The sequence below is a fragment of the Billgrantia saliphila genome (genome assembly GCF_002930105.1).
Classification (GTDB): domain Bacteria; phylum Pseudomonadota; class Gammaproteobacteria; order Pseudomonadales; family Halomonadaceae; genus Halomonas; species Halomonas saliphila.
The window spans coordinates 1-26,744 of the sequence record NZ_PJRN01000029.1 but is presented as its reverse complement, the minus strand read 5'-3'; the positions used below and the strand labels follow the sequence as shown (position 1 = coordinate 26,744).

Below are 26,744 nucleotides of genomic sequence, written 5' to 3'. Positions count from 1 at the left end.
GGGGCGATCCAGCACCTGGCCGGCATGAAGGACTCCAAGGTGATCGTGGCGATCAACAAGGACGAGGAGGCGCCGATCTTCCAGGTGGCGGATTACGGCCTCGTCGGTGACCTGTTCCAGATCCTGCCGGAGCTGGAGAGCAAGCTGTAAGCCTGAACTCATGCCTTGAAAGCCGGCTCGATGGAGCCGGCTTTCGGCGTACTGACACTCGCTATGGGCCGTTCATTAGACTTGGCTATATCGAAATTTCAATTTCGCTATTAGCGTCAAGCGCCAGCTTTTGCCATGCTAGATGGTTGAAGTCGTGGACGAACGTCCCTGAACTCAATCGCCTTCATGGAGGAGCGAATATGCCGCATACACTGCCCGAGCTTCCTTACGCCTATGACGCGCTCGAGCCACACATCGACGCAATGACCATGGAAATCCATCATTCGCGTCACCACAAGACCTACGTCGACAAGCTCAATGCCGCCCTGGAGGGCACCGGACTGGAAGACGTGCCGGTAGACGAGCTGATGGCCAGCATCGATCGGGTGCCTGAAGCGAAGCGGCAGGAGGTCATCAACAACGGTGGCGGCCACTCGAACCACTCCAAGTTCTGGCAGATGATGTCACCGAACGGTGGCGGTCAGCCCCAGGGCAGGGTGGCCCAGGCCATCGACAGCGAGCTGGGCGGCTTCGATGCCTTCAAGGAGGCTTTCACCAAGGCGGCCCTGGGCCGCTTCGGTAGCGGCTGGGCTTGGTTGAGCGTGACGCCCGAGAAGAAACTGGTGGTGGAAAACACACTGAACCAGGACAGCCCGCACATGCATGGCAATACCCCGGTGCTGGGTCTGGACGTGTGGGAGCACGCCTATTATCTGAAGTACCAGAACAAGCGTCCCGACTACGTAAGCGCCTTCTTCAACGTGGTCAACTGGGACGACGTGGAGCGCCGCTACCAGGAAGCGACTTCCTGATGGCGTAGCGAAAAGCAACCCAACGGGACCAGTCGAACGCCGCAGCCCATGGCTGCGGCGTTTGCTTTGGCAGGTCAGCGATGACACAGACATATGAGCAGGATCAAGCAAATGCTAACGATTGTATTTTAATTAGTTAATGATAAGTATTACCATGTGTCTCGTGCCGCTTCGCTGGCTACCACGGCTTCTCCAACCCGTTAGAGACACAGCATGTCACGCTCATCCATCGCCCTCACTGCCCATCCGCTCACCCATGCCGTTCGTGGCGCCCTTGGCCTCGCGGTGTCTGGTGCCCTTGTCGTCACCCCCTTGCTCGCCACCGCCCAGGAGGAAGCCGAGCAAATGGACACCGTGGTCGTCATCGGCACGGCACTCAAGGTCGACACGCCGGCGCTGGAAACCCCACGCTCCATGTCGCTGATCGATGAGGAGGAGTTGGAGAATCGCGCGGTCACCAAGTTCGACGAAGCCTTGCGTTATCGTAGCGGTGTGCTTTCGGCGCCCTTTGGCCGCGATACCAAGGCCGACTGGTTCTACTTGCGCGGTTTCAATGGCGAAGACTCCACCTACCAGGACGGGCTTCGCCTGTTCCGTGAGGGAGGCTATTTCTGGTGGCAGACCGAACCCTTCGGGCTTGAGCGCATCGATGTTCTCAAGGGACCGGCCTCGATTCTCTACGGTGAGGCGCCTCCGGGCGGAGTGGTCAATGCCATCAGCAAGCGACCCACCGAGGAGGCCCAAGGTCAGCTTGAGCTGCAGGGCGGCAACAAGGGGCACCGTCAGTTGGGCATCGACAGTTCAGGGCCGGTGGGCGAGCGCGACGATGTGCGCTACCGCATGGTAGGGCTGTTTCGCGAAGGCGATGGCGAACTCGACGGCACCGACAACCAGCGTGTCTACCTGGCCCCCAGCCTTTCACTTGACCTGAGCGATGCCACCAAGATCACCTTCCTTGGTAGTTACATGCGTGACCATGGTACGCCGACCAACGGTTTCTTCCTGCCCTACGGTACGGTAGAAGACACGCCGTTCGGCCGCGTACCGCGAGACACGAACCTGGGGGAGCCGGATTACGATCGGCGGGAGCTGACACAACTGTCGCTCGGCTACGAGTTGGAGCACGAGGTCAGCGATACGTGGGAGTTCCAGCAGAACCTGCGCTATAGCGAACTCGACCTGCTGCTGCGTGGCGTTTACGCCTCATATATGATCGATGGCAGGACAGCCGGACGCGGCCTGTCCTATCGTGACGGGAGTTACGATGCCTTTACCGTGGACAATCGCCTGGTGGGTAACTGGTATACCGAGAGCACGGAGAATACGTTGTTGCTTGGCGTCGATTATCAGAAACTCGATGTGGATTATCGGAGCGGTGAAAACAGTGCAGTCATCGGCCCTATCGATCTCTTCAACCCGCAATATGGCAATTACACACCGGCCTCTTTAGATACTCAGCATAACGAGGGCAAGGAGCAGATCGGCCTTTACGCGCAGAACCAGCTGCGCCTATATGACCGCTGGATACTGCTGGCGGGGCTTCGGCACGATAGCGTCGATGTGACCAATCGCGCCGAAGGGCGCCCCGATCAGGGGTTCGACGACTCGCAGCTTTCGCTCACCGGCGGGATCATGTATTTGGGCGATCACGGTATCTCGCCCTATCTGAGCTACAGCGAATCTTTCAGCCCCCAGGTCGGCAGCGACCCGGATGGCAATGCCTATGTTCCCAGTGAAGGCGAGCAATGGGAGCTTGGGGTCAAGTTCGCGCCGAATTGGCTGGATGGTTATCTGAATGCTGCGCTGTTCGATCTCAAAGAGAGCAATACTCTCTACACCAGCGGCCAGGCCAGCAACAGACAGGGCGGGGAGCGCCACTCGCGGGGCTTCGAGCTGGAGGGCGTCGGCTTCCTGACCGAACAGTTGCAACTGACCGCGGCTTACACCTACACGGATACCCGAGTCGATATCAGTCCGGAAGCAACGAATCTCCGAGCCGGCCTGATCCCGCGTCACCAAGCCTCGCTCTGGCTCGATTACGGCTTCGACGCTGGTACCCTGGCAGGGCTGAGCGTCGGCGGAGGGGTGCGCTATGTGGGCGATAGCGTCGACTCACCGCAGTACAGCGATACGCAAGTTCCTTCCTACACGCTCTACGATGCCAAAGTGAGCTATGACATCAATGAGAGCTGGACGGCTCAGCTCAACGTGAACAATCTCACCGACGAAGAGTACGTAAGCGGTTGCGAGTATTGGTGCTACTACGGCGAGTCACGCAGCGTAATCGGCAGCCTCAGCTACCGCTGGTAGTTCCATCATGCAAGACGCACAGCGCCCGGCCAGTTGGCCGGGCGCTGTGCGTTTGGGCGGCCGGAATGACTAGAGCCGCCGCAGCCCCCACATGAAGTAGGCGCCGCCGATCAGCGAGGCGACCAGCCCGGCGGGAATCTCGTTAGGGAATAGCCACTGCCGGCCCAGCCAGTCGGCGATCACCATCAGCAGGGCACCGATAATGGCCGCTCCGAGTAGATGCCAGCGAGCCCGATGAAAGCCCGCCAGCCGCGCCATGTGTGGGGCCAGCAGGCCGGCGAAGGAGAGCGGGCCGACCACCAGCGTGGCTGCGGCGGTGAGTAACGCGACCAGCCCCAGCAGCGCCAGCCGGGCGCGCTCGACGCGGATTCCCAGCGCCGAGGCTGTGGCTTGACCCAAGGGAAGGATGTCGAGCCAGCGCACGAAGGGGCGCGCGGCCAGAGCAAGCAGCAGCGCCGCGACGGACACGGCAATGGCGGTGGGGAGATCCGCATAGTAGGTGGAGCCCGAGAGCCAGGCCACTACCTGCTGGCCGCGTGGGTCACCGCCGGCCAGTACGATGGCGCGCACGGCGTCGAACAGGGAGGTAAATGCAACGCCGGTTAGCAACAGCCGCTCGGGAAGGAAGCCGCCACGCCGATTGATGATTATCAGCAGCGCCATGGTGACAAGCGCGCCGAGCGTGCCGATGCCGACCAGAGCGAGGTTGCTCGGCGCCGGTAGCAGGAAGATCCCCGCCATCAGGGCAATGGCGCAACCGCCGCTGATGCCCAGCAGCTCAGGGCTGGCCATGGGGTTGGCAGTGAGGCGCTGAAGCAAGGTGCCTGCCACGGCGAGCATCACGCCGCTGGCCGCTGCCGCCAGCACGCGCGGCGTCCTCCATTCGAGCACCTGCCAGTCCAGACTGATCGACCAGCCTCTCTCGACCTGACCGAATGCAAGGGCGACGAGCGCGGCCAGTAGCAGTGCCAAGCCGAGCCAGAGGATCAGCCTGCCCGGAGCGGGATGGCGGTGAACGAAGGCGGAAACGACGCGAGGTGGTCCGCTGCTGAGGCGCAGGCGGGGAATCAGCCAGAGCAGCAGCGGGGCGCCGAGCGCAGCGGTCATGGCGCCGGTCGGGATCAGGGTCGGCAGCGCTTGACTGTACTGCTGTAGCAGCAGATCGGTTCCCGCCAGCAACAGCGCGCCGAGAAGCGTCGACCAGACGAGGCGAGCACCAAGGCTGCGTGCGCCGGCCAGACGCACGATGTTGGGGGCCGCCAGGCCGATGAAGCCGATCACGCCGACGACACTCACCACGCAGCCGCTGACGAATACGGCAAGCCCCAGGCCGGCCAGGCGCAGATGCTTGAGTGAGACGCCGAGGCTGCGGGCGCTGGCGTCGTCCAACTCGAGCAGAGCCAGGGGACGCAGCAGCAACCAGGCTGCCAGGCCGCTGATAAGCAGTCGCGGTGCGAGGAAGGCGACGTCGTGCCAGCCGTTCTGAGCCAGCGAGCCGGCCCCCCAGATCAGCAGTCCCTTGAGCTCCTCCTGGTGGAAGAGCAGCAGCACCATGGAGAGTGCGCCGACGTAGAGATTGACCACCAGACCCGCCAGCACCACCACTACCGGTGCCAGAGCTCGGCGCCAGGCCAGGGCGAAGACCAGCCCCATGGCGCCGCCGCCGCCGGCCAGGGCCACCCACTCGCGTCCGATAGCGAGCAGCGCCGGGGTGAACAACGTGGTGGCAAGCAGCGCCAGGTTGGCGCCGTTGGTCACGCCCAGCGTGGTGGGAGCCGCCAGCGGGTTGCGCAGCACCTGTTGCATCAGCACGCCGGCAAGCGCCAATCCGCCGCCGGCCAGCAGCGAGATTGTCAGGCGTGGCCACCAGCTGTAGTGCAGCATCAAGGCGTCGGGAGTGAGCGGTTCGACGCTGATCAGGGCGCGAAGTCCTTGGTCGAGACCCGACGCCGATAGCTGTATCAGGATGGCCAACGTGACGAGCAGTGCGAGCGGAAGGCAGGCCGCCAGTGGCCCGAAGCGATTCCAAAGCCTCGTCGTCATGCGGCCCCTCCTGTCAGAGCGGTGACGATCAGCTCGGCGAAGCGTTGCGCCGAGGGCAGGGCGCCGAAGCTCCACACCGGTGGCAGGGCGACCCAGCTGCCATCACGTACGCTGGGCTGGTATTGCCATAGCCCGCTGTCGGCGAGTTGCTCCTCGACGCCGATCGGAAAAGGCTCTACCACCACCAGCCGCGCATCGATCGACACCAGGCGTTCCAGCGGAACCAGCGAGAAGCCCCAGGCGTTGGTGTTGCCCTGCCAGGCATTCTCCACCCCGAGACGTTCCAGCACCGCCTGGAACAGGCCGTTGCCACCGAAGACGCGCACATGTCGAGCGTCCATGAACTGCACGACGAGGAGAGGGGAGGGAGTGGCGGGCAGGCGCTGGCGCAGGGTCTCGAGACGCGCCTCGGTATCCGCAATCAGCCGCTCGGCGGCCTCGGGCCGATTCGCCAACTCACCGAGTCGGCGGGTCAGTTCGAGCATCTCCTGCCAGTTGTCGCGCCCAGGCGTATAGAGCGTGAGCAAATCCACCGGGGCGATGCGCTGAAGACGCGGCGCGAGATTGGCGAACATCGGCGAGATAAGAATGCGATCCGGGGCGAGGGATGCCAATCGCTCGAGATTGGGCTGGGAACGCAGGCCCAGGTCGATCACGGTATCGGGCAACGGGGGGGCCTGTACCCAGGTGTGATAATCATCGACCTGAGCGACCGCGCGGGGTGGGGCATCGAGTGCGACTAGCGTCTCGGCCAGGGTCCAGTCGAGGGTGACGAGGCCACCCTCGGCAGCCGCGGGGACGGTGACCAGCCACAGCCAGTAGAGCAGACCGGTGAGCCGCCGCGATGGGCGCAGACGTGAAGGCATGAGCGATTCCCGATGATTCAGACGACGACGGCGAGCGGACACGGCTCGGTAGGGTGAGGCACTACCTGCATCGGGATGCCGTAGATCGCCTCGAGCGTGGCGTCGGTCATCAGCTCGCCCGGCGTGCCGTCGGCGAGCACCCGGCCGCCGTGCAGGGCGACCAGTCGGTCGCAGTAGCGCGCCGCCATGTTGATGTCGTGCAGCACAATCACCACGCCGAGCCCGAGTTCGCGGCTGAGCCGGCGGATCAGGGCGAGCACCTCGACCTGATGGGCAACGTCGAGTGCCGCCAAGGGTTCGTCGAGAAGTAGGAGGCGACTGCCCTGAGCCAGCAGCATGGCCAGCCAGACCCGCTGACGCTCGCCGCCCGAGAGAGTGTCGACGAGACGGTCGGCGAAGCGCTCGGTATGGGTCATGGCGAAGGCGCATTCGACGGCTTCACGGTCCTTATGGCCGTGTCGCCCAATCAGGCCCCGCCAGGGGTAACGTCCAAAGCCCACCAGCTCGCGACCGGTAAGGCTCTCGGTGGGAGGGAGTTGTTGCGGCAGATAGGCCACGCGTCTGGCGAACTCGCGCTGACCCCAGGTTTCCACGGGGCGGCCGTCGAGCCGCAGCTCGCCATGGCTTGCCGCTTGCTGGCGGGCCAGCAGCTTGAGCAGGGTGGACTTGCCGGACCCGTTGTGACCGATGAGACCGTGCACGCGCCCCTCGTCGAAGGTGAGATCGGAGGGGGCGAGCAGCGTCCGGCCGTCAATATCGAAGCCGACGCGGCTTAACTCGAACATGAACTGTCTCCGGCGGTCTGGAGCGGGATCGCTACCATAAAGCGAACGATAAGAGTTATCAATGCGAAGTCGAAACCGCCTCGACGACGGCGACGTGCTTGGCTAGCCAGACCCGGCTTGTCGTGGGCGGACCCGCGACGATATCGGCGCAGGTGTCGTGGCGCTGCAACGAGTCCTGCTCGCAGCTCACCTCGAGGCGTCCCGAACGGCTATTCGTATGCCAGTCGACACATAACCGACTCTGATCGACCGAGCCGTCGCCGTCCGGCTCCGCGACCGATACCTCGGCCGCGATCCCGCGCGCCGCCAGCCATTTCAGCGCGGCAACCTGAGCGCACTGCTGCAGTGGGCTGAGTCGGGAGTCGCCGCGATAGCAAGGCAGGTAGGGCCGGTTCGCCATCTCGCATTCGAGCAAGGGTCTGGCGTCCTCGGCGACGATGCGGCCGTACTTGCGCAGGGCGGGAAAGACCACTGCGCTGGCTGCCAGCCGGCAGCCGCCGAGGTGAGTGCTCTCCCACACCTCGACGGGTAGACGGCCGGCATCGACCCTCTCGGCCAAGGCCTTGTAGGTGGCATAGCCGAACTTTGCACAACACTTGTCCTTCCTGCCGTGGGTGCAGCACAGCAGCACCGGGCCCACGGGAGGGGCGATTTCCCAATGGGCGAGAGGCTTGTCTTCCTGCAGCGCGGCCAGGAAGAGCGGCAGTTCGCTGCGCGGGATCTCGAAGCGACGATTCTCGGGCATCAAGTAGGCGCGGTGGCGACATTCGTCCCAGTCGCGGCGATGGATCAGATTCACCCGCCGGCCCGAGCCGGCGATGGCTTCGAGTCGTTCGGTCACTTCGGCGGCCATGTCGCTGGCCCGGCGCAGGCTGCGGCACCATTTGGCGCGGGGCCAACTGAGCAGCAGGTTGTGCTCGGCATGGGCGGCGCTGCCCGCCAAGGGATCGCCCAGTGCGGCGCTCTCGCGGGCGCAGAAGCGCTGGACTGCGCTCATGCCAATACCTCCTGCGGCTGCGCGGCCGCCATGCCGATGCCGCCCAGCGCGGGGATGCAGATCGGCCGACCGGTGTTCGGGGCGCGCATCACCTCGGCATCGAGGTCAAAAACCCGTTTCAGGTTGGTCGCGGTGAACACCGCTTCGGGCGAACCGCATTGCTCGATGCGGCCGTTGCGCATCATCACCAGCACATCCGCATAGGCGGCCGCCAGGTTGAGATCGTGCAGCACCACCAGCAGCGTGCGGCCGCGGTCATGAGCCAGTCTCACCAGTAGTTCCAGCAAGTCGACCTGCACCTTGAGATCGAGGTAGGTGGTCGGCTCGTCGAGCAGGATCAGGTCGGTCTGCTGGGCCAGTACCATGGCAATCCAGCAGCGTTGGCGTTGCCCGCCTGAGAGCGCGTCGACGGGACGCTCGGCGAATTCGGCGACACGGGCGGTGGTCATGGCCTCTCGCACCGCCTGCTCGTCCTGCGTCGACCATTGCCGCCATAGGCGCTGGTGGGGAAAACGCCCCATGCCGACCAGCTCGCGCACCGTGAGCCCTTCGGGAGCCGTGGGGCTCTGGGGCAGGATGCCCAGGCGGTGGGCGACCTCGCGAGTGCGGTAGCGATGGATGTCGTGACCGTCGAGCAGCACGCGGCCCTGCTGTGGCGTCAGCGTGCGAGCGAGCGTCTTGAGCAGCGTCGACTTGCCGCTGCCGTTGGGGCCCAGCAGGGCCGTGACCCGACCCTCAGCGACACGAAAATCCACCCCGTCGATGACCCGCCGACCTTCGTAGCCGGCAGTCAGGCCTTCTCCCTGAAGGCGGGAGGCGTGGCATTGCGGAGGAGAGAGCATAAGCGCTGCCGAGTCGTCGTAAGGATGTGCACAGTATAAGAGCTTCCCATTTGCGATGCGATATTTACATACGATTACTAATGCTTATGAGAATTGTTTGCATATGAGATTCGGCTGTGGCAGCCTCGTCGATGTCATCAGGCTCCGATCGCGTTAGGGGAGCCATCGATTACAGGGATGGGTGCCATGTCGTCCAGGGAGAAAGCTGTTCCGGTGTTGATCACCGTGCTGCTGGGGACCTTTACCGTCAGTCTCAATAACAGCGCCTTGAATCTGGCGATTCCCGAGCTGATGCGTGTCTTCGATGCCGGTGCAGCGCGCGCCAGCTGGGTCATGACGCTTTTCCTGGTCGCCATGGGCATGACCATGCCGCTGACCGGATTCCTCGCCGAGCGCTGGGGCGCTCATCGCCTCTACCTGTTTGGTCTTTGGCTGTTTCTCGTCGCTTCCCTGCTCGGCGCCCTGGCCGGCACGCTGACATGGGTACTGACCGCGCGAGGTCTGCAGGGCGTTGCCGCGGGCCTGATGATTCCTCTTTCTCTGCCTCTGATCTTTGCTGCTTGGCCCCTCGATCGGCGCGGTCGGGTGACCGGCGTCTGGGGTTTCGCCGTGATGATCGCGCCGGCCTTGGGCCCCAGCCTCGGCGGGCTGCTGCTGGAAGTGAGTCGCTGGCAAGCCCTGTTTCTGATGAACCTGCCCGTCGCCGTCCTGGGCTTGCTGAGCGGCCACTGCTATCTCGAGGCGCAGCGGCGTGATCTTGCGCGCCGCTTCGACCTGCCCGGTTTCCTGTTGGTGACGCTGGGAGTGGGGGCCGTGCTGATCGCTCTGGCCGGTATCACCTCGCCAGCTGACCTGCATCAGATGATGCGCTGGGGCCCGCTGCTCGCCGGGGGGCTTCTGCTGACGGCTTTCGTGAACGTCGAGCGACACACGCCGCATCCGCTGCTGGATCTCGACCTGTTCGCCGTCCGGCCCTTCCGTGTAAGCGTGCTACTCGCCTGCGCCCAGGCCGTGGTCACTTTCGGCTGCCTGTTGTTGATTCCGATCTGGATGCAGCACGTCCTGGGATACGACCCGTTGACCACCGGCCTGATCTTCCTGCCCACCGCCCTGGTCGCCGCCATCTGCTCGCCGTGGGCCGGCCGCCTGCTGGATCGCGGCAAGGCGCGCTATGTCGTGGTCTTCGGCATGGCAGTAACGGCGGCTGCACTGCTGGGCCTCGCCGCGCTGGGACGAGAGGCCCCGCTGTGGTTGATCGGCGCGCTGATGGCGGCGCGTGGGATCGGACTGGGCTTCGGCTATCTACCGGTCACCACGGTGGGGCTCAACGCCTTGTCGGATCGCTATATCGCTCAGGCCTCGGCCATGAACAATCTGTGCCGTCGCCTGGCATCTTCGCTGGGCGTCGTGCTCCTCGCCCTGCATCACGACTTGAGCCGAACGCGGCACCTGGCACAAGGCGCCGAGGTCGGTGCGGCCGGCATGGCGGCGCTGGGCGAGGCTTTCCTGGCCCTGGCCGTCCTGGTTCTCGTGGCGACGCCCCTGGCGTTGTCGCTTCCCTCCAACCGCCGTGAGGTAACGCCAGCCCATGACACACATCGAGCTACCCAGACTTCCCCAAAGTGACGCGGAGGCGCGTCCTGTCATGCTGCCGAGTCCGCACGCGACCTGTCCCTCCTACGCCAGCCACTTGTTGGCCAAGGAGGCCAGTCTTCGCGCTCTGCTCAACAGCTACCTGCGTGAGACGGGATGCAGCGACCCGCGCCGATCCGACACCGGCCTCGCCGCCTCGCTGCTCGACGCAGGCGAGCCCTTTTGCCTGACCCTGCCTCAGGGCGAGCTGATCGGCACGCTGCGCTATTTCTCGCTGTCGGGTCAGCATCGCTATGGCTCGGCCTTCTATCTGCGCGACGAGCAGGGCAGGGTGGTGCCGCTGGACATGCAGGACATCATCCAGCGGCTGCTCGAGGCGCTGGGATCGCCCACGGCCGACAATACCCATGAGCTGCGGCTCTGGGACATGCGCGACAAGATCAATAACAGCTTCACTCGGATGGCCGCTCACCTCGACGACTTCCACCGGCGCCATGCCGAGGCGCCGCTCTCGGCGCCGGACTTCATCGGCGCCGAACAGTCGCTCTACCTCGGGCACCCCTTCCATCCGTTTCCCAAATGCTCCCAGGGGGCCGAGCGGCGCGCCTTCGACGACTTCAGCCCGGAGCGTGGCGCCTGTTTCCGCCTGCGCTACGTGGCCGTGCATCGCACCCTGATGGAGGAGGCCTGGCTCGGCACCCCCGATACCGGTCTGGCCGATACGGTGCTGGCCGCGGCTCGTCAGCGGCTCGGCAATCTTCGTGCCGACTACGCCATCCTGCCCATGCATCCCTGGCAGGCAGGCTATCTGCTGACCCAGGCGGACATACGTCCGCTGCTGAAGGAGGAGCTGCTCGTCGATCTCGGTATCCTGGGGCCTCTGGCCTATCCCACCTCCTCGGTACGCTCGGTCTGGATCCCCGAAACCGGCCATGGCTACAAGCTGCCGCTCCAGGTGCGGATCACCAATCTCATTCGCGAGAACACACTCGAGCAGGCGCGCCGCACCCTCGATGCGGCACGTGTCATCCAACACCTGCGTGACGACCTGGAAAGCGATGCGTTCCGGGTCGTGATGGAGACCGGCTATCGCACGTTGAGCCGCGCACACCCGGCGCTGGCCGCCCATCGCATCCCCGCGTTCACGACCCTGTACCGGCCGATGCCGACCGAAGCGCGTCACGCCTGTGTGCTGGCGTCGCTACTGGAGCCGTATCCCGGCGAGACCGAGCCCAAGCTGATCGCGGCGATTCGTCAGGGGGCCGATGGCGAGGTGGATCTGTACCGGTGGTTCGAGGCTTACCTGGAGATATCCCTGGTGCCGATCCTGGGCATCCTGGCCCGCACCGGCGTCAGCTTCGAGGCGCACCTGCAGAACGTCCTGCTCGGCCTGGAGAATGGTTGGCCGCGCACCTTGTTCGTCCGCGACCTGGAGGGGGTGAGCCTGGATCGCGACTGGGTCACGGCCGCGCCCTGGTGGCCTGCCCTGGGCATCGCCAAGGGGAGTCCGCTGCTTTATTCGCCGGAGGTGGCCTGGCGCCGCACCCAGTACTACTTCTGCGTCAATCAGCTCGGCGGCGTCGTGCACGCCCTGGCCAGCCACCTCGGCGTCGCAGAGGACGGCTTCTGGCGTCGGGTGGGAGCTTGTCTACAGGGTTTGCGTGGTGCCGGCAATGCCCGCCTGGCGGCTTTTGCCGAGGAATTACTGCAGGCCGATCATTGGCCGGCCAAGGCCAATCTCCTCAGTTGTTTCCGACAGCGCGGCGACACCCCGCTGTTCATCGACGTCGTCAACCCCATCAAGCGAGCCGGATGAGAAACATGGAAGCGATCCTTCAGCCACCCATTGCGGGCATCGACTACGGGCAGCTGCCCGCATCGCCGGACTATGCCAGAGCGGAGCAGCGCGTGCTGCGCCAGTTGATTCAGGGACTGATCTTCGAGGCAGTGTTACCGGTTGTCGAGGAGACGGCGGCCGGGCCGGAGGGGTGGCATTCGCTGGCCCTCATGGGGCGCGATGCCGACGGGAGCGAGGTGCGCTATGTCGCCCTGGGCAAGCGCAAGGCGAGCTTCGGCCGGGTATGCCTGGCGCTGCGGCCCGTACAGCGTCAGGCAGCGGACGGCAGCCGACGCGATGCGACCCTGGCGTGTTTTCTCGGCGAGGTGCTGGCCGAGGTGGTGCCTTCACAGCGCCTGCCGGACTTCATGAACGAGCTGCAGCAGACCCTGCTCAAGGATGCGCAGTCGCGGGCAATGAGCGGCATGCCGACCGCGCCGGACCTGAATTGGGACCACGACGCCTGGGAAGGGTGGCTGCAGGAGGGCCACCCCTATCATCCCAGCTACAAGTCGCGCCTGGGTTTCTCGCTGGAGGACAACGCCCGCTACGGCCCGGAGTTCCGGCAGGCCATACGTCCGATCTGGCTGGCCGTGGCTCGCACCGACTGCCGGTTGTCGATCTCCGCCTCGGTCGCACTCGGTACCTTTCTGCGCGAGGAGCTGGGTGAAGCGGCCCTGGCGCGCTTTCGTCAACAGCTCGTGACGGCGGGATGTCGGGCCCAGGACTATGCCTTCCTGCCCGTTCACCCCTGGCAGTGGTCCCGTGTCATCCTGCCGACCTTTCAGGCCGAACTGGCCTCGGGCAGGCTCGTTTGCCTGGGCCAGGCCGACGATGACTATCGTGCCCAGCAGTCGATCCGCACCCTGGCCAACGCCAGCCGGCCCCAGCGGTCGAGCCTCAAGCTGGCGTTGAGCATCACCAACACCTCCACCAGCCGAATCCTGGCCGCCCACACCGTAGAGAACAGCGCGCGCATCAGCGATTGGCTCCACGACCTGGTGGCGCGGGACGTCACGGCTCGGCGATGCGGCGTGATCATTCTGCGTGAAGTGCTGGGAGTGGCCTATGACGTCTCGCGTCTCGCCGCTCCGCGGCGAGCGCTGGCCTACGGCACCCTGGGGGCAGTGTGGCGGGAAAGCCTGCATCGTTACCTGCAGCCGGGCGAGCGCGCGCTGTCCTTCAACGGCTTGACCCAGTTGGCCGGCTCGGGTGCGCCGATGCTCGACGGCTGGGTGCGTCGTTATGGCGTGGAGCCCTGGACCCAGCGACTGCTGGAGGTCACGGTGACGCCGCTGATTCACATGCTCTACGCTCACGGCATCGGCCTGGAATCCCACGGTCAGAATATCCTCCTCGTCCATCGCGACGGCTGGCCGGAGCGCATCGCACTCAAGGACTTTCACGATGGGGTGCGCTACAGCTTGCCATTGCTGGCCGAGCCCGGGCGCGCGCCCGATCTGGTACCGGAGCCGGCCAGCCACGCCGCGGTCAACCGCAACTCCTACATCCAGACCGACGCCGCCGACGAAGTGCGCGACTTCACCTACGACGCCTTCGTGTTCATCTGCCTGACCGAACTCTGCCTCTGCCTGGAACAGCATTACGGCTTGCCGGAGGCGACTTTCTGGGCGATGGCCGCCGAGACCGTCCATGCCTACCAGGCGGCGCATCCGGGCCTGAAGGAACGCTTCGCGTTGTTCGATCTATTCACCGAGACCGTAAGCATCGAGGAGTTGACACGGCGGCGCTTGTTCGGCGACGGAGAGAAGCGCTTTGCTCAGCGCGACAACCCTCTCCATCCCTTTCGGACCGCCGGGGAGTGACCATGCTGACACCCAACCGCCTGAAGCAGAAACTGGACCGAGGCGAGCCGGTCATCGGCTTGTTCGCCTCCATTCCCGCGGCCGTTACCGTCGAGATGATCGGCCAGGCGGGCTTCGATTTCGTGATACTCGACACCGAGCACAGCCTGGTGAACCCCGAGACGGTCGAGCACATGCTGCGTGCCGCGGAGCTCTCCGGGCTCACCGCGCTGGTGCGGGTGGCGCGGCCCGATCCGGCCAGCGTGATTCCGTTGCTCGATGGCGGGGCGCGGGGCATCGTGCTGGCCAACGTCGAGGAGCCCGCCGCGGTGGAAGCGCTGAACGACTGCCTGCGCTTCCATCCGTTGGGGCGGCGCAGCATGAATGGCGGTCGTCCGGCACGCTTCGGGGCCGAGGACCTGAGCGCCTATCTGGAGCGTGCCAACGAGGCGCTCATGCTGGTGCCGATGATCGAGAGTCGCCAAGGGGTCGAGAACCTGGAGGCCATCCTGCGCGTGCCGGGGGTGGACATGGTGCTTGAGGGCGCGGCGGACCTGTCGCAGTCGCTGGGCTTGCCGTGGCAGACCGAGGCGCCCGCCGTGACCGCAGCGCTGGATCGTATCCACGAGGCCTGCCGCCGAGCGGAGGTGCCGTTCTGTGCGATTCCGCGTAGCGAGGCGCGCCGCGACTATTGGCGCGAGCGGGGCGTGTGCGCCTTCGTGCTGGGCGACGAGCGTGGCACGGCCTTCCGCGCCCTGCAGGCCAAGCTGGCTCCCTATCGGGAGGGTACCCCATGACGATCATGGCGACGCTTTCCGCTCCGGCCCCGTGGTGTCCACCCTCGGCATCTATCGCTCGGTGCCTGGCGACGCTGGACGAACCCGGCTCTGACGGCAGGCGCGAGCCGGTCTGCGCCTTTCTCTACGACCTCGAGGCGCTGCGCAGTCATGTCGGCGCCATGGTGGAAGGGCTGCCGGAGCGGTGTCGGCTCTACTACGCCGTCAAGGCCAATCCCGATCGGCGCCTGATCGAGGCGCTCGTTCCCCTGGTCGCCGGCTTCGAAGCCGCCTCGATCGGTGAGATACGGTGCATTCGCGAGGTGAGCGATACCGCCCCGATTCTCTTTGGCGGCCCGGGAAAGAAGGATGCCGAGCTCGAGGAGGCCCTCGATCTGGGCGTGGAGCGTATTCACGTGGAGAGTCTGCACGAGCTGCGCCGGCTGCAGCTGATCGCCGAGCGCCGCGGCTTGGTGGTACCGATTCTGCTGCGGGTAAACCTGCACGATGCGCTTCCCGAGGCCACCGTCACCATGGCGGGGCGGGCTACCCAGTTCGGCATCGACGAGCCCCAGGTGGAGGAGGCGATCCAGGAGGCACGGCGCAGCCCGGTACTGCGCCTCGATGGCTTCCATATGCATTCGATCTCCAACAACCTCGATGCCCGCCTGCATGCGCAACTGGTGGCGACCTACCTGGCACGCGTGCGGGACTGGGCGGAGCGCTTCGACCTGAAAATCCGCTGCGTCGATGCCGGCGGTGGCTTCGGCGTTTCCTATGACGAGCGGCCTGATTTCGACTGGACCGCCTTCCTCGACGAGCTGGGCCCGGTGCTGGACGCCGAACCGTTGCCCGGAGCGGCGTTGATCTTCGAGCCTGGGCGCTACATCGTCGCCTTCTGCGGTTACTACGCGGCGGAGGTGATCGACCTCAAGCGCAGCCACGGGCGCGACTTCGCCGTTCTGCGAGGCGGTACCCACCACTTCCGCCTGCCCGCTTCCTGGCACCACGATCACCCCTTCGAGGTGATTCCCCGCCATGTCTGGCCCTATCCCTTCGCGCGCCCGACCCTGGCGAAAGGACGAGTGACCCTGGTGGGGGAGCTCTGCACGCCCAAGGACGTCCTCGCCACGGACATACCGGTCGAGCGACTGAGAGTGGGTGATGTCGTGCTGTTCCATCGAGCCGGCGCCTACGGCTGGACCATCTCGCATCACGATTTCCTGGGCCATGCCCACCCCCGACATCTCTTCATTGGCCGTCGCCGCGGCGACGAGGAGCGCGCAACATGACGTTATTCGCCCAAACCCCGGCGGTCGAAACGACCGCCGACGCCGCCGGATGCCTCGCCGAGGCGCGCGTGATGGGTGATCTCATCGACACCCTGCTGGCCGAGGGTTTTCTCGACGACCAGCCCATCGACTGGCCGGCACCGCCAACGATTCCCATGGAGCTGGGCTGGCCGCGGGGATCCGACTGCTTGCGCTGGTGGGTCGACCGTCGGCAAGGGCAAGCGCTACTCATTCCGCTAGGCGCCGCCATTTTGCCGCCGCGTCGCCACGTCGCCGGCATCGGCGTCTTCGCGGCTCGCTATGGTACCGATGGCACTGTCACCGAATGGCGGCGTCTGAAGCCCGACGAGTTGCTGGTGTATGTCGAGGCGAACTGCCTGGACGCCGAACAGCGCCTTCAGCCGGGGGTGGCCAACGTGCGCCGGCTGCTGGCCACCAGCCTGTGGCAAATGCGCCAGTCGATCGCCGAGATGGCACCGCTGGATACCCCCCTGGCGATGCCGACGGCAGCGGGCTTCCACGTCCTGGAACGGCGTGCCGCCTTGCGTGATCGTCCCTTCCATCCTCTGGCCAAGGCCAAGGAGGGGCTCGACGAGGACGGTCATCGGCGCTATGCGGCGGAGTTCGATCGACCCATCCGCCTGCGCTGGCTCGCCATGCGACGGGAGTGTCTCGCCTGCGGCAGCGGGGATGACGAGACCCTGGAGCCGACCCAGCTAGTGCTGAATGATGCGCAGCGCGGCGAACTCGAGGCGGAAATGGCGAGGCGCGGGCTATCCAGTGCGGACTACCTGGCCTTGCCGGTGCATCCCTGGCAGCTAGAGCATGGTCTGCCCCGGCATCTTGGCGAAATGCTGGAAGCGAAGGAGGGGGTGGTGCTGCAGACGGCGGCAGGGGATTTTCGGGCCACCTCGTCGCTGCGTTCGCTGGCACCTCTGATCGAGAGTCGCTTTCATCTGAAGTTGCCAATGGCAGTGTTCTCGCTGGGAGCGGCGCGTTATCTACCAGCGGTGAAACTGATCAACGGCGAGAGCGGACAGACACTGCTCGAACAGGCAAGAGCGAAGGACCCGGTGCTGCAGGCTCGGCTGCATCTGTGCGACGAGCGGCGCTGGTGGTCCTACCTGCCGTCGGGCAGTGGGCTGTTCGACGATCCCCCGCGCCACCTGGGGGCAATGGTGCGGGAATACCCCGCTGTGCTGGTCGATGACCCGGCGGTGCGCCTGATCCCCATGGCCGCACTGGGCGTTTCGCTGGCGCAGTTGGGGCGGCCCGAGGGGCATCCCTTCGACGAGTGGCGTCAGTATCGCGGGCTGGGAGCGGGGTCGACGGCCACCATCGGTCTGTTCGGCGAACTGTGCGAGACCTTCTTCGACATCGTTCTGAGACTCTATCGCCTGGGAGTGATGCCGGAAATCCATGGCCAGAATGCGGTGCTGGTGTGGCGTGCGGGACGTATCGAGGGCCTGCTGCTGCGCGATCACGATTCGGTGCGCCTCCATCGGCCCTGGCTCGATCGCCATGGGATCGACGACCCGGCCTACCGGATTCGCCCCGGCTACTCGAACAGCCTCTACAACGACACCCCGCGCGACCTGTTGTTCTATCTCCAGACGCTGGGCATTCAAGTCAATCTGCTGGCGATCATCGAAGCTCTGGTGCGGCATTGCGCCATCGAGGAGGCACTGCTGTGGCTCGAGATGCGGGACCGGCTGGAAGCGCGGATCGCCGCTCTGGCGTTCGATGACGAGGAGCGACGAACCCTGCATGAGGTGTTATTCGCCTCGCCGCGCTGGCCCCTGAAGAGCGTGCTGCGGCCGCTGTTCGAGCAGCAGGGTGTGCCCGGCAGCATGCCCTCGGGAAAATCCAGCCTGCCGAATCCGTTCCATGCCAAGGCGCTGGCCGGACGCAGCACGGCCAGGGCGTGCGTTGTCGACGACGAACCTGTATAAAGAGCGCCGTATCCTGCAGCAGAGAATGATTCTCATGGGCCTTTCGCTGTCCTGCCGTCGCTTCATCGTCCTGGCGTTGCCGGTGGTCTGCAGCCTATGGCTGCCGGCGAACGCCGGCGCGACGCGCAGCGTCGAGCATGCCCTGGGCGAGGCGCGTCTCGAAGGCTCGCCCGAGCGCATCGTGACGCTCTATCAGGGCGCTACGGATAGCGCCTTGGCGCTCGGCCTCGCCCCGGTGGGTGTGATCGAGTCCTGGCTGGAGCGGCCCATGTACCGTTACCTGCGCAACAGCCTGCCGCCCGGGGTGCGCTACTTGGGCCTGGAGACTCAGCCCGACCTGGAGGCGGTGGCGGGGCTCGCGCCCGACCTGATCGTCGGGGTCCGCTATCGCCACGCCGGCGTCTACCCGCTGTTGTCGCGCATCGCCCCGACGGTGATTGCCGATACCGCCCACGACTTCGAGGCCATGCTCGGGTTGATGGGCGAAGCGACGGGGCGCGAGCGACAGGCCGAGGCGCTGCTCGGGGCCTGGCGGGAGCGGGTCCAAGACTTCCGCTGCCGCGTGTCGGCCCGGCTGGGCGACGCTTGGCCCCAGAGCGTATCGGTGGTCAGCTTTCGAGGCGATCACGTGCGCCTCTACTACGATGGGTTCGCCCGGCGCATCCTCGATCAGCTCGGCTTCCGCCGACCCGAGGGCCAGGAAGGGGCCGGGTGGGGCGTCAAGCTGGTCAGCCGCGAGAGCCTGCCGGCCATGGAGGCCGATGCCATTTTCGTCTTCATGCGTGACGACCCGGCGGTGGCCGAACTCCATCGAGAATGGACGGCGCACCCGCTATGGCAAAGCCTCGGGGCGGTTGAGCGGGGACAGGTTTATCAGGTCGATCCTGTAGTCTGGAGCATGGGGGCCGGGATCCTGGCGGCCAACCGTCTGCTCGACGAACTCTACGTACACTACGGGTTGCAGGACTCGAGCGATAGGCGGGATACAGACAGCGCAGATCCCCCAAGTGGCCAGGATTCGAACAACCAGGAACGTGATTCACGGGTCGCGGAGCGACAAGGCGACGAGCGTCTACACGGAGAGGGCGAGACGTGCTGACGAGCCCTGCCGCCAAGCTTATGGGCCTGCTACTGACGGCGGCCCTGGCGCTCGCCACCGGCCTGGCCAGCCTGGCGCTGGGTGCGACCGAGATTGCGCCGGCCGTGCTGCTGAAAGCGTTTCTCGCGCCCGACCCGAGTTCGACGCAGCATCTGATTGTGTGGACCGAGCGCCTGCCCCGAGCGGCAATCGCCGCGCTGGTGGGTGCTAGCCTGGCGGTGGCCGGCGCCCTGATGCAGACCCTGACCCGCAACGCCCTGGCGGCACCGAGCATTCTCGGCATCAATGCCGGGGCCATGTGCTTCGTGGTGCTGGGCAGCACGCTCTTCGCCATACGCTCACCGCTGGGTCTGGCCTGGGTGGCCTTCTTGGGCGCCCTGGTGGCCGCTCTGCTGGTTGCGCTACTGGGGCGCGAGCGGGGTGGGGGCATCTCGCCGGTGCGCGTGGTGCTGGCCGGTGTGGCGGTCACGGCGCTGTTCGTCTCGCTGGCCCAGGGACTCCTGATCATCGATCAGGAGCGCTTCGAGAGCCTGTTGCTGTGGCTGGCGGGCTCCGTTGCGGGGCGCGAACTCGAGATGATGACACCGTTGCTGCCTTTCTTCCTGTTCGCCGCCGGCGTTTGCCTGTTTCTTGTGCGACAGCTCAACCTGCTGGTGCTGGACGAGGAGGTGGTCAGAGGGCTGGGACAACGCACCGGCCGGGTCAAGTTGCTGGCCGGGGCGGCAGTCATCGTACTGGCCGGTGGCGCCGTGGCGCTAGCCGGCATGATCGGCTTCGTGGGGCTGATCGTGCCGCATATGGTACGAGCCCTGTTCGGCCGCGACCATCGCTGGGTACTGCCGGGATGCGCACTGTTGGGGGCGGGCCTGTTGCTCGGCGCCGACACGCTGGCGCGCTTCGTGATACCGCCTCAGGAGGTGCCGGTAGGCGTGATGACGGCGCTGCTCGGCACCCCCTTCTTCCTTCATCTCGCTCGTCGCCGGAGCCTGGCGCCATGAGTCGCTCTATGGTCTTGCGAGCCGTCGACGGGCGGCTATCGCTTCGCCTCGATCGTCGCACCCTGACGGTGACGCTACTGCTGGCGCTGGCACTCGTTATCAGCGCCCTGGTATCCCTGGGCCTTGGCAGCCAGGCCACGCCGCCCTCGGCGGTGCTGGAGGCGCTGCTGTTCCCCGAGCGCAGCGATATCGCCCTGATCGTGCACGAGATTCGCCTGCCACGAATCATGCTGGCGATCCTGGTGGGGGCTTGCCTGGGCGTGGCCGGCTTGCTGTTGCAGGGGCTGGTGCGCAATCCCCTGGCCTCGCCGGACGTGATCGGGATCACCGGCGGGGCTTCCCTGGCGGCGGTCGCCTTCCTGGCGCTGGGCGGAACGGCACTTGGCGAGGCCTGGTTGCCGCTGGCGGCGCTGGGCGGCGCGCTGCTGGTGGCGCTGGGCATCATTGCCCTGGCCGGGCGCGGCGTGACGCCGGCCAGGCTGGTGCTGGTTGGCATCGGTCTGGCTGCTGCCCTGGGAGCCGCCGCCACTCTGATCCTGGTGCTCAGCCCCGATACCACGGCGATGCAGGCCTACATGTGGCTGACCGGCAGCCTTTATGCCGCTCAATGGCGCGAAGTGGCCGCGCTGGCTCCCTGGGCGGTGCTGGGGTTGCCCCTGGCGCTGGGGCTGGCGCGTCACCTGGACGTGCTGGCGCTGGGCGACGACCTGGCCACAGGACTCGGCAGTGCCGTACGCGGCACTCGTCTATCGTTGCTGCTGCTCGCCGTGGCCCTGTCCGGCGCGGCAGTGGCATTCGCCGGTGGGTTGAGCTTCCTCGGCCTGATCGCACCTCACATCGCGCGACGACTGGTGACGCGTGGCCATACCGGCCTGGTGCCGGCGAGTGCCTTGGTCGGCGCGCTGATTCTGCTGCATGCCGACCTGCTCGGTCGCCTCGCGTTCCTGCCCCGCGATCTGCCGGCGGGCATCTTCGTTGCCGGTATCGGGGCGCCGTTCTTCGTCTACCTGCTCTATCGTTGGCGTGCCTGACCGGCGCTGGAGCGACGCAAGGAGATCCGACATGTTCGATATTCGTCCCCGAGTCGAGGGGGCTTCGCCCGACTTGCTTGCTCGCTACCGGGAGGTGGCGACTTCCACCCTGGGACATCTCACCGACTTCGGAGCGATCGCCGGCTTGGTTCCCGTGCGACGTCCAGCGCGACTGCTGGGCAATGCGCTGACGGTGCGCATTCCGCACCTCGACGGCAGCGCAATTCGTCGCGCATTGGAACTGGCCGAGCCGGGAGACGTGCTGGTGATCGACGTGACCGGCGACGAGCGGCGCGCCTGCTGGGGCGAGCTTCGAACCTATGCGGCGCTGCGCAAGGGGCTGGCAGGGGTGGTGACTTCGGGCTGTGTGACCGACACGGCCGAGCTCGCCCGCTTGCCGCTGCCGGTCTACTCCCGGGGCGCTAGCCCATTGACTACCCGCGCACTGGACCTCGAGGGCGAAGTCAACGTGCCGGTCGCCATCGATGACGTGGCGATCCTCCCGGGTGACTTGATGATTGGCGATGACGACGGCCTCTTCGCGCTCACCCCGGCACGTGCCGAGGCGCTGCTGGCACCCGCGCTCGACAAGCAGGCCGGCGAGGCGGCGCGGCGCCGGGAGCTTCAGGCCGCGTATCCCGAGTGGTGGCGCTGAGGAGGGCGAGCAACGAAAAAGACGGCGCACAAGGCGCCGCCAAACAGTAAGCCAGGCCCCGTCGGGGCAGGCGTTTAGAACTCGAGCCTATAACCGAGAGTGAAGGTACGACCGCGGCCGGCGAAGTACTGATCGTCGCCGTCGCGAGCAGTCTGGGAATAGTAGGTGATGTACTGCTCATCCAACATGTTATCGATACCCAGGCTCATCTGGCCGACAGGGAGTCGATAGGCCACGGCGGCATCGACCAGACTATAGCCATCGAACTCACCGAGATTATCTGGTTGGTCATCGAAGCTGGAATCGAAGTAGTGACTGACCTGGACAAAGCTGCTCAGTTCATTGGTCCAACTGGCATTCCAGCCCAATGTTGCACGCTCCGGTGCGATATTGATGCCTCCCATTTCACTCTCAACCGTGCCATCGCCATCACGGTCGGTTTTGCCCTCGCTCCAGGCGTAAGCCAAGTGAAGGCCATGCGCATCGTTGAGAGCCAGCTTGCTGCTCAACTCGACACCTCGGATTTCGCTTTTTTCACGATTACTGACAAAGGTGCCGCCTTCCTCAGACAGGCGTTCGCCCAGCTCAGCATCTGATTCGTAGTAGCTCAGTTCGACGCTGAGTCGATCCCAATTCAGTCGAGTGCCGACCTCGCGGTTATCCGTGACTATCGGCTCAAGCTCGAAAAGAGTGTCGACATCGCTTGGCGCATTGACGCCGCGTAGCACGCGGCCGACGTCAGGCAGGCCGAAACCTTCGGAGTAATTGGCGAATACCTGAGCCCAATCGGTAAATTCATAAACAAAGCCAAAATTGTAGAGGCTTTCATCGAAGCTGGGTTTGCCACCTTCGACGGTGACACCGTTAGCCGAAGCAATGGTTTGATAAGTGTCAATATCTAGCTCAGCATACTCATGACGTATCCCCGAGTGCAGGGTCAGGGCATCGGTTACGTCGAAGCTTCCCTGTACGAAGACAGCGGCATTGCGGAATTGTGTTTCCGGAACCCATTCGCGGTCGGTCTGTGTCAGCAACTGCTGAGTGTCATCCTGCAACAGATCGAGGCCAGTAGTGATAGTAAGTCGATCGTCGAACAAGCCGTCACGGCTTAGGGTCAACTTGGCACCCAGCTTATCGGATTCATTGCGCGACTGGTCGATCAAAGTACCAGGAGGCGCAATGGCCGGATCCTGAAAGGTCGGAATGATGCTGGCGCCACCATACTGCCCCTCGAAGCGCTGCCGATAGACCTTGGCATCGAGCTCGTTGCCGTACCAGTCGGCATGTGTGTAGGACAAGCTAGCGGTAGTGGATTCATTATAAGCGGGGTCGCCCGGTGGGTTACCGCGTCGTGCCGAAGTGGTAATGCCACGGCTCCGGTTGCCCTCCACTGGGACGTAGTCACCATGGTTTTCCAAGTTGAAGTGATTGAGAGCGAACTCAATATTCTGATTGTCGTCGAGCCAATACCCCAATCGAGCAAAGAGGTTATACGCTGTTGAATCCTGAACTTCGCCTTGGGTGTTGTCGATACCGATGCGACGACCATCTGCGTCGCGAAACACTCCGCGTTCCTGTCGTGTCACGGCGGCGAGGTAATCCCAGCGATCCCTTTGGCCATCGATTTGGTAGCGTAGCTTATTGCCTAGCCCTGCAGAATCGAAGCTATCACCTGTAGTCAGGCTTGCCGCAGCGATCTGATTGATTTCGCCCGGCTCGGCCCGACGGGTTACGAAGTTGATGATCCCGCCTGTGGCTCCCAGGCCATGCTCTGCGCTGGCGCCATGTAGTACCTCAATTCGCTCGACCATGTCCAAGTCAATGGTGTAGCTATCCCTCGCCCCCGGTCGCACTGGGGTCGACTGGGGAATGCCATCGATCAGATAAAGTGGGGCACGTCCTCGAAAGGTCTCACCGGAGTTGGTCATTTTCTGACGGCTGGCGGAATATCCCGGGATCAGGTTGCCGAGGATCTGGCCGCGGTCGCTGGTGATGGCCAGCTGCTGCTCGATCTGCTCGCGGCTAATGACGGTGACCTTCTGTGGCGTCTCGCCGGCGACACTGCGGTTGCGGGTGGCGCTGACCACCAGCGGGGAGAGATCCGTGGCCGTTTCGTCCGCGGTGGACTGGGCGTGGACCAGGCTCGGTAGGGTGGAGCCGAGCAGCGCCGGCATCAGCCAGGCGATGCGCGTCTTCGTGGGGTGGGTCATGCTGCGATTCCCTTGCTAGGTGTGGAGTGTCGGGCCTCGACGCGGGGCGAGGCTTTTATTGAATGAAGCCCAATGATAATTCTTATTATTTGCAACATCAATAAGACGCATCGGCCCGACACGTCGACTTCCAGCTGACCGCTCAATAGCGAACGCCCGGCGTTACCGGGCGCTCGCTTCGTTTGTTTCGCGTGCTGTCAGAAGGCATAGCTCAGGGTGGCGCTGACGCTGCGCTCGGCGCCGAAGTAGCAGAACTCCAGCGAATTGCACGAGGCGACGTACTCTTCGTCGGTGAGGTTGGAGACGTTGAGCCGGGCGCTCATGCCATCGAAACCGGCTCGGCTCAGGTCATAGTCCAGGGTGGCATCGATCAGCGTGTATTCGGGCACCTTGGCGGTGTTGGCGCGATCGGCGTAGATATCGGCGTAGTGGCGGATCCCGAGACCGGCATCCAAGCCATCCAGCCTTCCGCCGTCGAAGGCGTAGTGTCCCCAGAGGCTGGCCTGGTGGCGGGGGGCATAGATGGCATGGTTCCCCTCGTTACCGTCATCGCTGCGCTTGTAGGTAATGTCGGTGTAGCTGTAGCCCGCCTGAAGCCGTAACCGATCGGTGAGCTGAGCATTGGCTTCCAGTTCCAGCCCCTGCGACTCGATCTCGCCTACGGCACGGTAGGGATCGGTGGGCTGTTCCTTGGTTGCTACGTTCTCCTGATTGATCCTGAAAAGTGAAATGCTGTAGCGATCCTGGGTGCCGAGTGGCTGATACTTCAGCCCGGTTTCGATCTGCCTGCCTTCCATGGGCGCCAGGAGATCGCCATTGGCGTCGACGAAACTGGTCGGCGTGAAGGCGGTGGAGTAGCTCACGTAAGGGGCGAGGCCGCTGGCAAACAGATAGAGCAGACCGGCGCGGCCGCTGAACTGGGTGTCGTCGAGTTCGCTGCTGGCATCGGTAGTCAGATCGGTATTGGAAATGTCGACCCAGTCATGACGCCCCCCCAGCGTCAGGCGCCAGTCGCCCAGGCCCATCTGGTCCTGAAGATAGATGCCGGTCTGCCTGAGCGCGTGATCCTGCGGTGAGCCCGGAGCGATGGCGATGGGCTCGGCACCGTACTGGGGATCGAAGGCATCGATACTGGGAAATGCGCCTGAGGGCCATGCCACGCGATTGTCACGCCGCTGGTAGTCGGCCCCGACCAGCAGCGTATGGTCGATGAAACCACCTCTCAGATGGGCTTCGAGCTGGTTGTCCAATGTCCAGGCCTCCAGCGACTCGTCGGCGCCCGAATAGTATCGGGCCAGTTCGCTGTCGCTACCTGGCGCCCAGCCATACGCATAGACCTGATTGAGCTCGACGTCCGAATTCAGGTAGTTGAGGCGCTGGCGTCCGGTCCAGGCATCAGCGAAGCGGTGCTCCAGCTCGTAGCCCAGCATGCGCTGGGTGCGCTCGTACTTGTCGTATTCATCTTCGCCCTCGAAGAAGTCGTTTGCGATGCGTTGGCCATTGCGATCGATAACGGTGCCTTCGTAAGGCAAGCCTGCGTGGTAGCCGCCTTCGGGATCCTTCTGCAGATAGGCCTTGAGCGTCAGGCTGGTCGCATCCGTCATGTCCCAGGTCAGCGAGGGGGCAATGGCATAGCGCTCTTCCTCGACGGGACCGAACTGGGTGTCGGCGGCCCGGGCCAGGCCCAGCAGACGGTAAGCGACGCGTTGGCTCGCACCGAGAGGACCTGTCAGGTCGAAGGCGGCACTGCGCTGGCTGTTATTGCCTGCCGTGAAGCGCAGCTCTCCCGCCTGCTGAAACTGCGGTCGCTTGCTACTGAGCGCGACGACCCCGCCGGGCGAGGCTTGGCCATAGAGTACCGAAGCCGGTCCGCGGACCACCTCGATGCTGTCGAGGAACCAAGGGTCGACGCTCATCGAGCTGTGTGAATTGGTATCGCCCATCAATTTCAGGCCATCAAGAAAGGTATTGCTCAGACTACCGTCGGAGAAACCGCGCAGTACCAGGTAATCGAAGCGATTCGAAGCGCCGATCTGGTTGGTGAAGACTCCCGGGGTATAGTCCATGGCCCGCTGGACGCTGCGAGCGCCACGCATTTCCCACTCATCGTCTTCGATGACCGAGAAGGATTGAGGCGTCTCGTTGAACGGCGTCTCGGTCTTGGTGGCGGCCTGACCGGTAATGGTCAGCGTGTCCAGCTCATCGGCAGGCATGTTCTGAGCTGATTCGGCCTGAGCGGTGAGCACAGTGAAGACGGACACGAGCGAGACGGCCAGTGTCAGCGGGTTCGGTGTCGGCATGACGGTTCCTCTGCGGAGGCGTTTCAAAAGAATGAGAATTATTGTCTTTTGAGGCCGGCTCATGGTGTGCGCGACGCTCAGACGCCTGTGCGCGACGCTCATTCGCAGTGGCGCAGGGAACTCGGGGAATAACCGAAGCGACGGCGAAAGGCGGTGGCCAGGTTGCTGGCGTGGTGATAGCCGGCGAGGTGGGCGGCTTGCTCGACGCTCGAGCCCTGCAGCAGCGCTTCACGCGCAACATCGAGGCGCCGATCGCGCAGATAGTCGAAGACGCTGCAACCGAACGCGGCCTGAAACTTGCGTCGCAGGGTGGCCGGACTCATGGCTGCTTGCTCGGCCAGGGCCGTGAGGCTGTGAGGCTGGGCGGGATGCTCATGCAACTGCCGACGGA

At 64.7% G+C, this 26,744-nt stretch carries 20 protein-coding genes and 1 pseudogene; 13 read left to right on the top strand and 8 right to left on the bottom strand.

Features of this window, described 5'->3' with window-relative positions; translation table 11 throughout:
* The 3 genes and pseudogenes from CYJ07_RS19595 to CYJ07_RS19585 all read left to right on the top strand — a co-directional run.
* Window positions 1–150, top strand: a pseudogene (locus tag CYJ07_RS19595) (electron transfer flavoprotein subunit alpha/FixB family protein); the annotation flags it as partial.
* 200 nt (window positions 151–350) lie between these two features.
* Window positions 351–962 carry a superoxide dismutase gene (locus tag CYJ07_RS19590; protein ID WP_104205382.1) on the top strand — a complete coding sequence of 204 codons (612 nt, stop codon included), beginning with the start codon at window positions 351–353 and terminating at the stop codon, window positions 960–962.
* Window positions 963–1,175: 213 nt separating this feature from the next.
* Window positions 1,176–3,272, top strand: coding sequence for a TonB-dependent siderophore receptor (locus CYJ07_RS19585; RefSeq protein WP_104205381.1), 2,097 nt, complete (start codon window positions 1,176–1,178; stop codon window positions 3,270–3,272).
* Window positions 3,273–3,341: 69 nt separating this feature from the next.
* Here the strand turns inward: CYJ07_RS19585 and fhuB are convergent, their stop codons facing one another.
* Genes fhuB through CYJ07_RS19560 form a run of 5 tightly spaced genes read right to left on the bottom strand, consistent with a single transcriptional unit; the run spans window position 3,342 to window position 8,805 of the window.
* Window positions 3,342–5,315 carry a Fe(3+)-hydroxamate ABC transporter permease FhuB gene (gene fhuB, locus CYJ07_RS19580; RefSeq protein ID WP_104205380.1) on the bottom strand — a complete coding sequence of 658 codons (1,974 nt, stop codon included), beginning with the start codon at window positions 5,313–5,315 and terminating at the stop codon, window positions 3,342–3,344.
* Window positions 5,312–6,181 (bottom strand): iron-siderophore ABC transporter substrate-binding protein, encoded by an 870-nt coding sequence (locus tag CYJ07_RS19575; RefSeq protein ID WP_104205379.1) that lies wholly within the window; start codon window positions 6,179–6,181, stop codon window positions 5,312–5,314. Before CYJ07_RS19575 ends, fhuB begins: the two co-directional genes overlap by 4 nt.
* Window positions 6,182–6,198: 17 nt before the next feature.
* The gene (locus CYJ07_RS19570) at window positions 6,199–6,966 is read right to left on the bottom strand and encodes an ATP-binding cassette domain-containing protein (protein WP_104205378.1); all 768 of its coding nucleotides are present in this window, start codon (window positions 6,964–6,966) and stop codon (window positions 6,199–6,201) included.
* A 58-nt stretch (window positions 6,967–7,024) separates the two neighbouring features.
* Entirely contained in the window at window positions 7,025–7,963 is a 939-nt protein-coding gene (locus CYJ07_RS19565) for a sucrase ferredoxin (protein ID WP_104205377.1), read from the bottom strand.
* Entirely contained in the window at window positions 7,960–8,805 is an 846-nt protein-coding gene (locus CYJ07_RS19560; RefSeq protein WP_104205376.1) for an ABC transporter ATP-binding protein, read from the bottom strand. Before CYJ07_RS19560 ends, CYJ07_RS19565 begins: the two co-directional genes overlap by 4 nt.
* A 186-nt stretch (window positions 8,806–8,991) precedes the next feature.
* Here CYJ07_RS19560 and CYJ07_RS19555 point away from each other — a divergent pair, with 186 nt between their 5' ends.
* The 10 genes from CYJ07_RS19555 to CYJ07_RS19510 are packed head-to-tail and all read left to right on the top strand — an operon-like array spanning window position 8,992 to window position 21,843.
* On the top strand, window positions 8,992–10,431 hold the full coding sequence (locus CYJ07_RS19555) for a DHA2 family efflux MFS transporter permease subunit (protein WP_197038446.1): 1,440 nt from the start codon (window positions 8,992–8,994) through the stop codon (window positions 10,429–10,431).
* A 19-nt stretch (window positions 10,432–10,450) separates the two neighbouring features.
* Window positions 10,451–12,214, top strand: coding sequence for an IucA/IucC family protein (locus tag CYJ07_RS19550; protein WP_197038445.1), 1,764 nt, complete (start codon window positions 10,451–10,453; stop codon window positions 12,212–12,214).
* Window positions 12,215–12,219: 5 nt separating this feature from the next.
* Entirely contained in the window at window positions 12,220–14,061 is a 1,842-nt protein-coding gene (locus tag CYJ07_RS19545) for an IucA/IucC family protein (protein WP_197038444.1), read from the top strand.
* Between the two features lie 2 nt (window positions 14,062–14,063).
* Window positions 14,064–14,837: an HpcH/HpaI aldolase family protein gene (locus CYJ07_RS19540; protein WP_104205372.1), complete on the top strand. Its 774-nt coding sequence runs from the start codon at window positions 14,064–14,066 to the stop codon at window positions 14,835–14,837.
* Window positions 14,834–16,108, top strand: a complete 1,275-nt coding sequence (locus CYJ07_RS19535; protein WP_197038443.1) for a type III PLP-dependent enzyme — start codon at window positions 14,834–14,836, stop codon at window positions 16,106–16,108. Before CYJ07_RS19540 ends, CYJ07_RS19535 begins: the two co-directional genes overlap by 4 nt.
* Window positions 16,105–18,060: an IucA/IucC family protein gene (locus CYJ07_RS19530; RefSeq protein ID WP_104205371.1), complete on the top strand. Its 1,956-nt coding sequence runs from the start codon at window positions 16,105–16,107 to the stop codon at window positions 18,058–18,060. Before CYJ07_RS19535 ends, CYJ07_RS19530 begins: the two co-directional genes overlap by 4 nt.
* A gap of 34 nt (window positions 18,061–18,094) precedes the next feature.
* Window positions 18,095–19,159 (top strand): ABC transporter substrate-binding protein, encoded by a 1,065-nt coding sequence (locus tag CYJ07_RS19525; protein WP_104205383.1) that lies wholly within the window; start codon window positions 18,095–18,097, stop codon window positions 19,157–19,159.
* The gene (locus tag CYJ07_RS19520; RefSeq protein ID WP_104205370.1) at window positions 19,153–20,157 is read left to right on the top strand and encodes a FecCD family ABC transporter permease; all 1,005 of its coding nucleotides are present in this window, start codon (window positions 19,153–19,155) and stop codon (window positions 20,155–20,157) included. The genes CYJ07_RS19525 and CYJ07_RS19520 overlap by 7 nt, the downstream gene beginning before the upstream one ends.
* Entirely contained in the window at window positions 20,154–21,188 is a 1,035-nt protein-coding gene (locus CYJ07_RS19515; RefSeq protein WP_104205369.1) for a FecCD family ABC transporter permease, read from the top strand. Before CYJ07_RS19520 ends, CYJ07_RS19515 begins: the two co-directional genes overlap by 4 nt.
* A gap of 31 nt (window positions 21,189–21,219) precedes the next feature.
* Window positions 21,220–21,843: an RraA family protein gene (locus CYJ07_RS19510; RefSeq protein WP_104205368.1), complete on the top strand. Its 624-nt coding sequence runs from the start codon at window positions 21,220–21,222 to the stop codon at window positions 21,841–21,843.
* A 74-nt stretch (window positions 21,844–21,917) separates the two neighbouring features.
* Here the strand turns inward: CYJ07_RS19510 and CYJ07_RS19505 are convergent, their stop codons facing one another.
* From CYJ07_RS19505 to CYJ07_RS19495, 3 genes are all read right to left on the bottom strand, one after another.
* Window positions 21,918–24,053: a TonB-dependent receptor gene (locus CYJ07_RS19505; RefSeq protein WP_104205367.1), complete on the bottom strand. Its 2,136-nt coding sequence runs from the start codon at window positions 24,051–24,053 to the stop codon at window positions 21,918–21,920.
* Between the two features lie 197 nt (window positions 24,054–24,250).
* Window positions 24,251–26,353: a TonB-dependent siderophore receptor gene (locus CYJ07_RS19500; protein WP_104205366.1), complete on the bottom strand. Its 2,103-nt coding sequence runs from the start codon at window positions 26,351–26,353 to the stop codon at window positions 24,251–24,253.
* A gap of 98 nt (window positions 26,354–26,451) precedes the next feature.
* The coding region (locus tag CYJ07_RS19495; protein WP_156085533.1) for a helix-turn-helix transcriptional regulator at window positions 26,452–26,744 on the bottom strand (293 nt) is incomplete at its 5' end.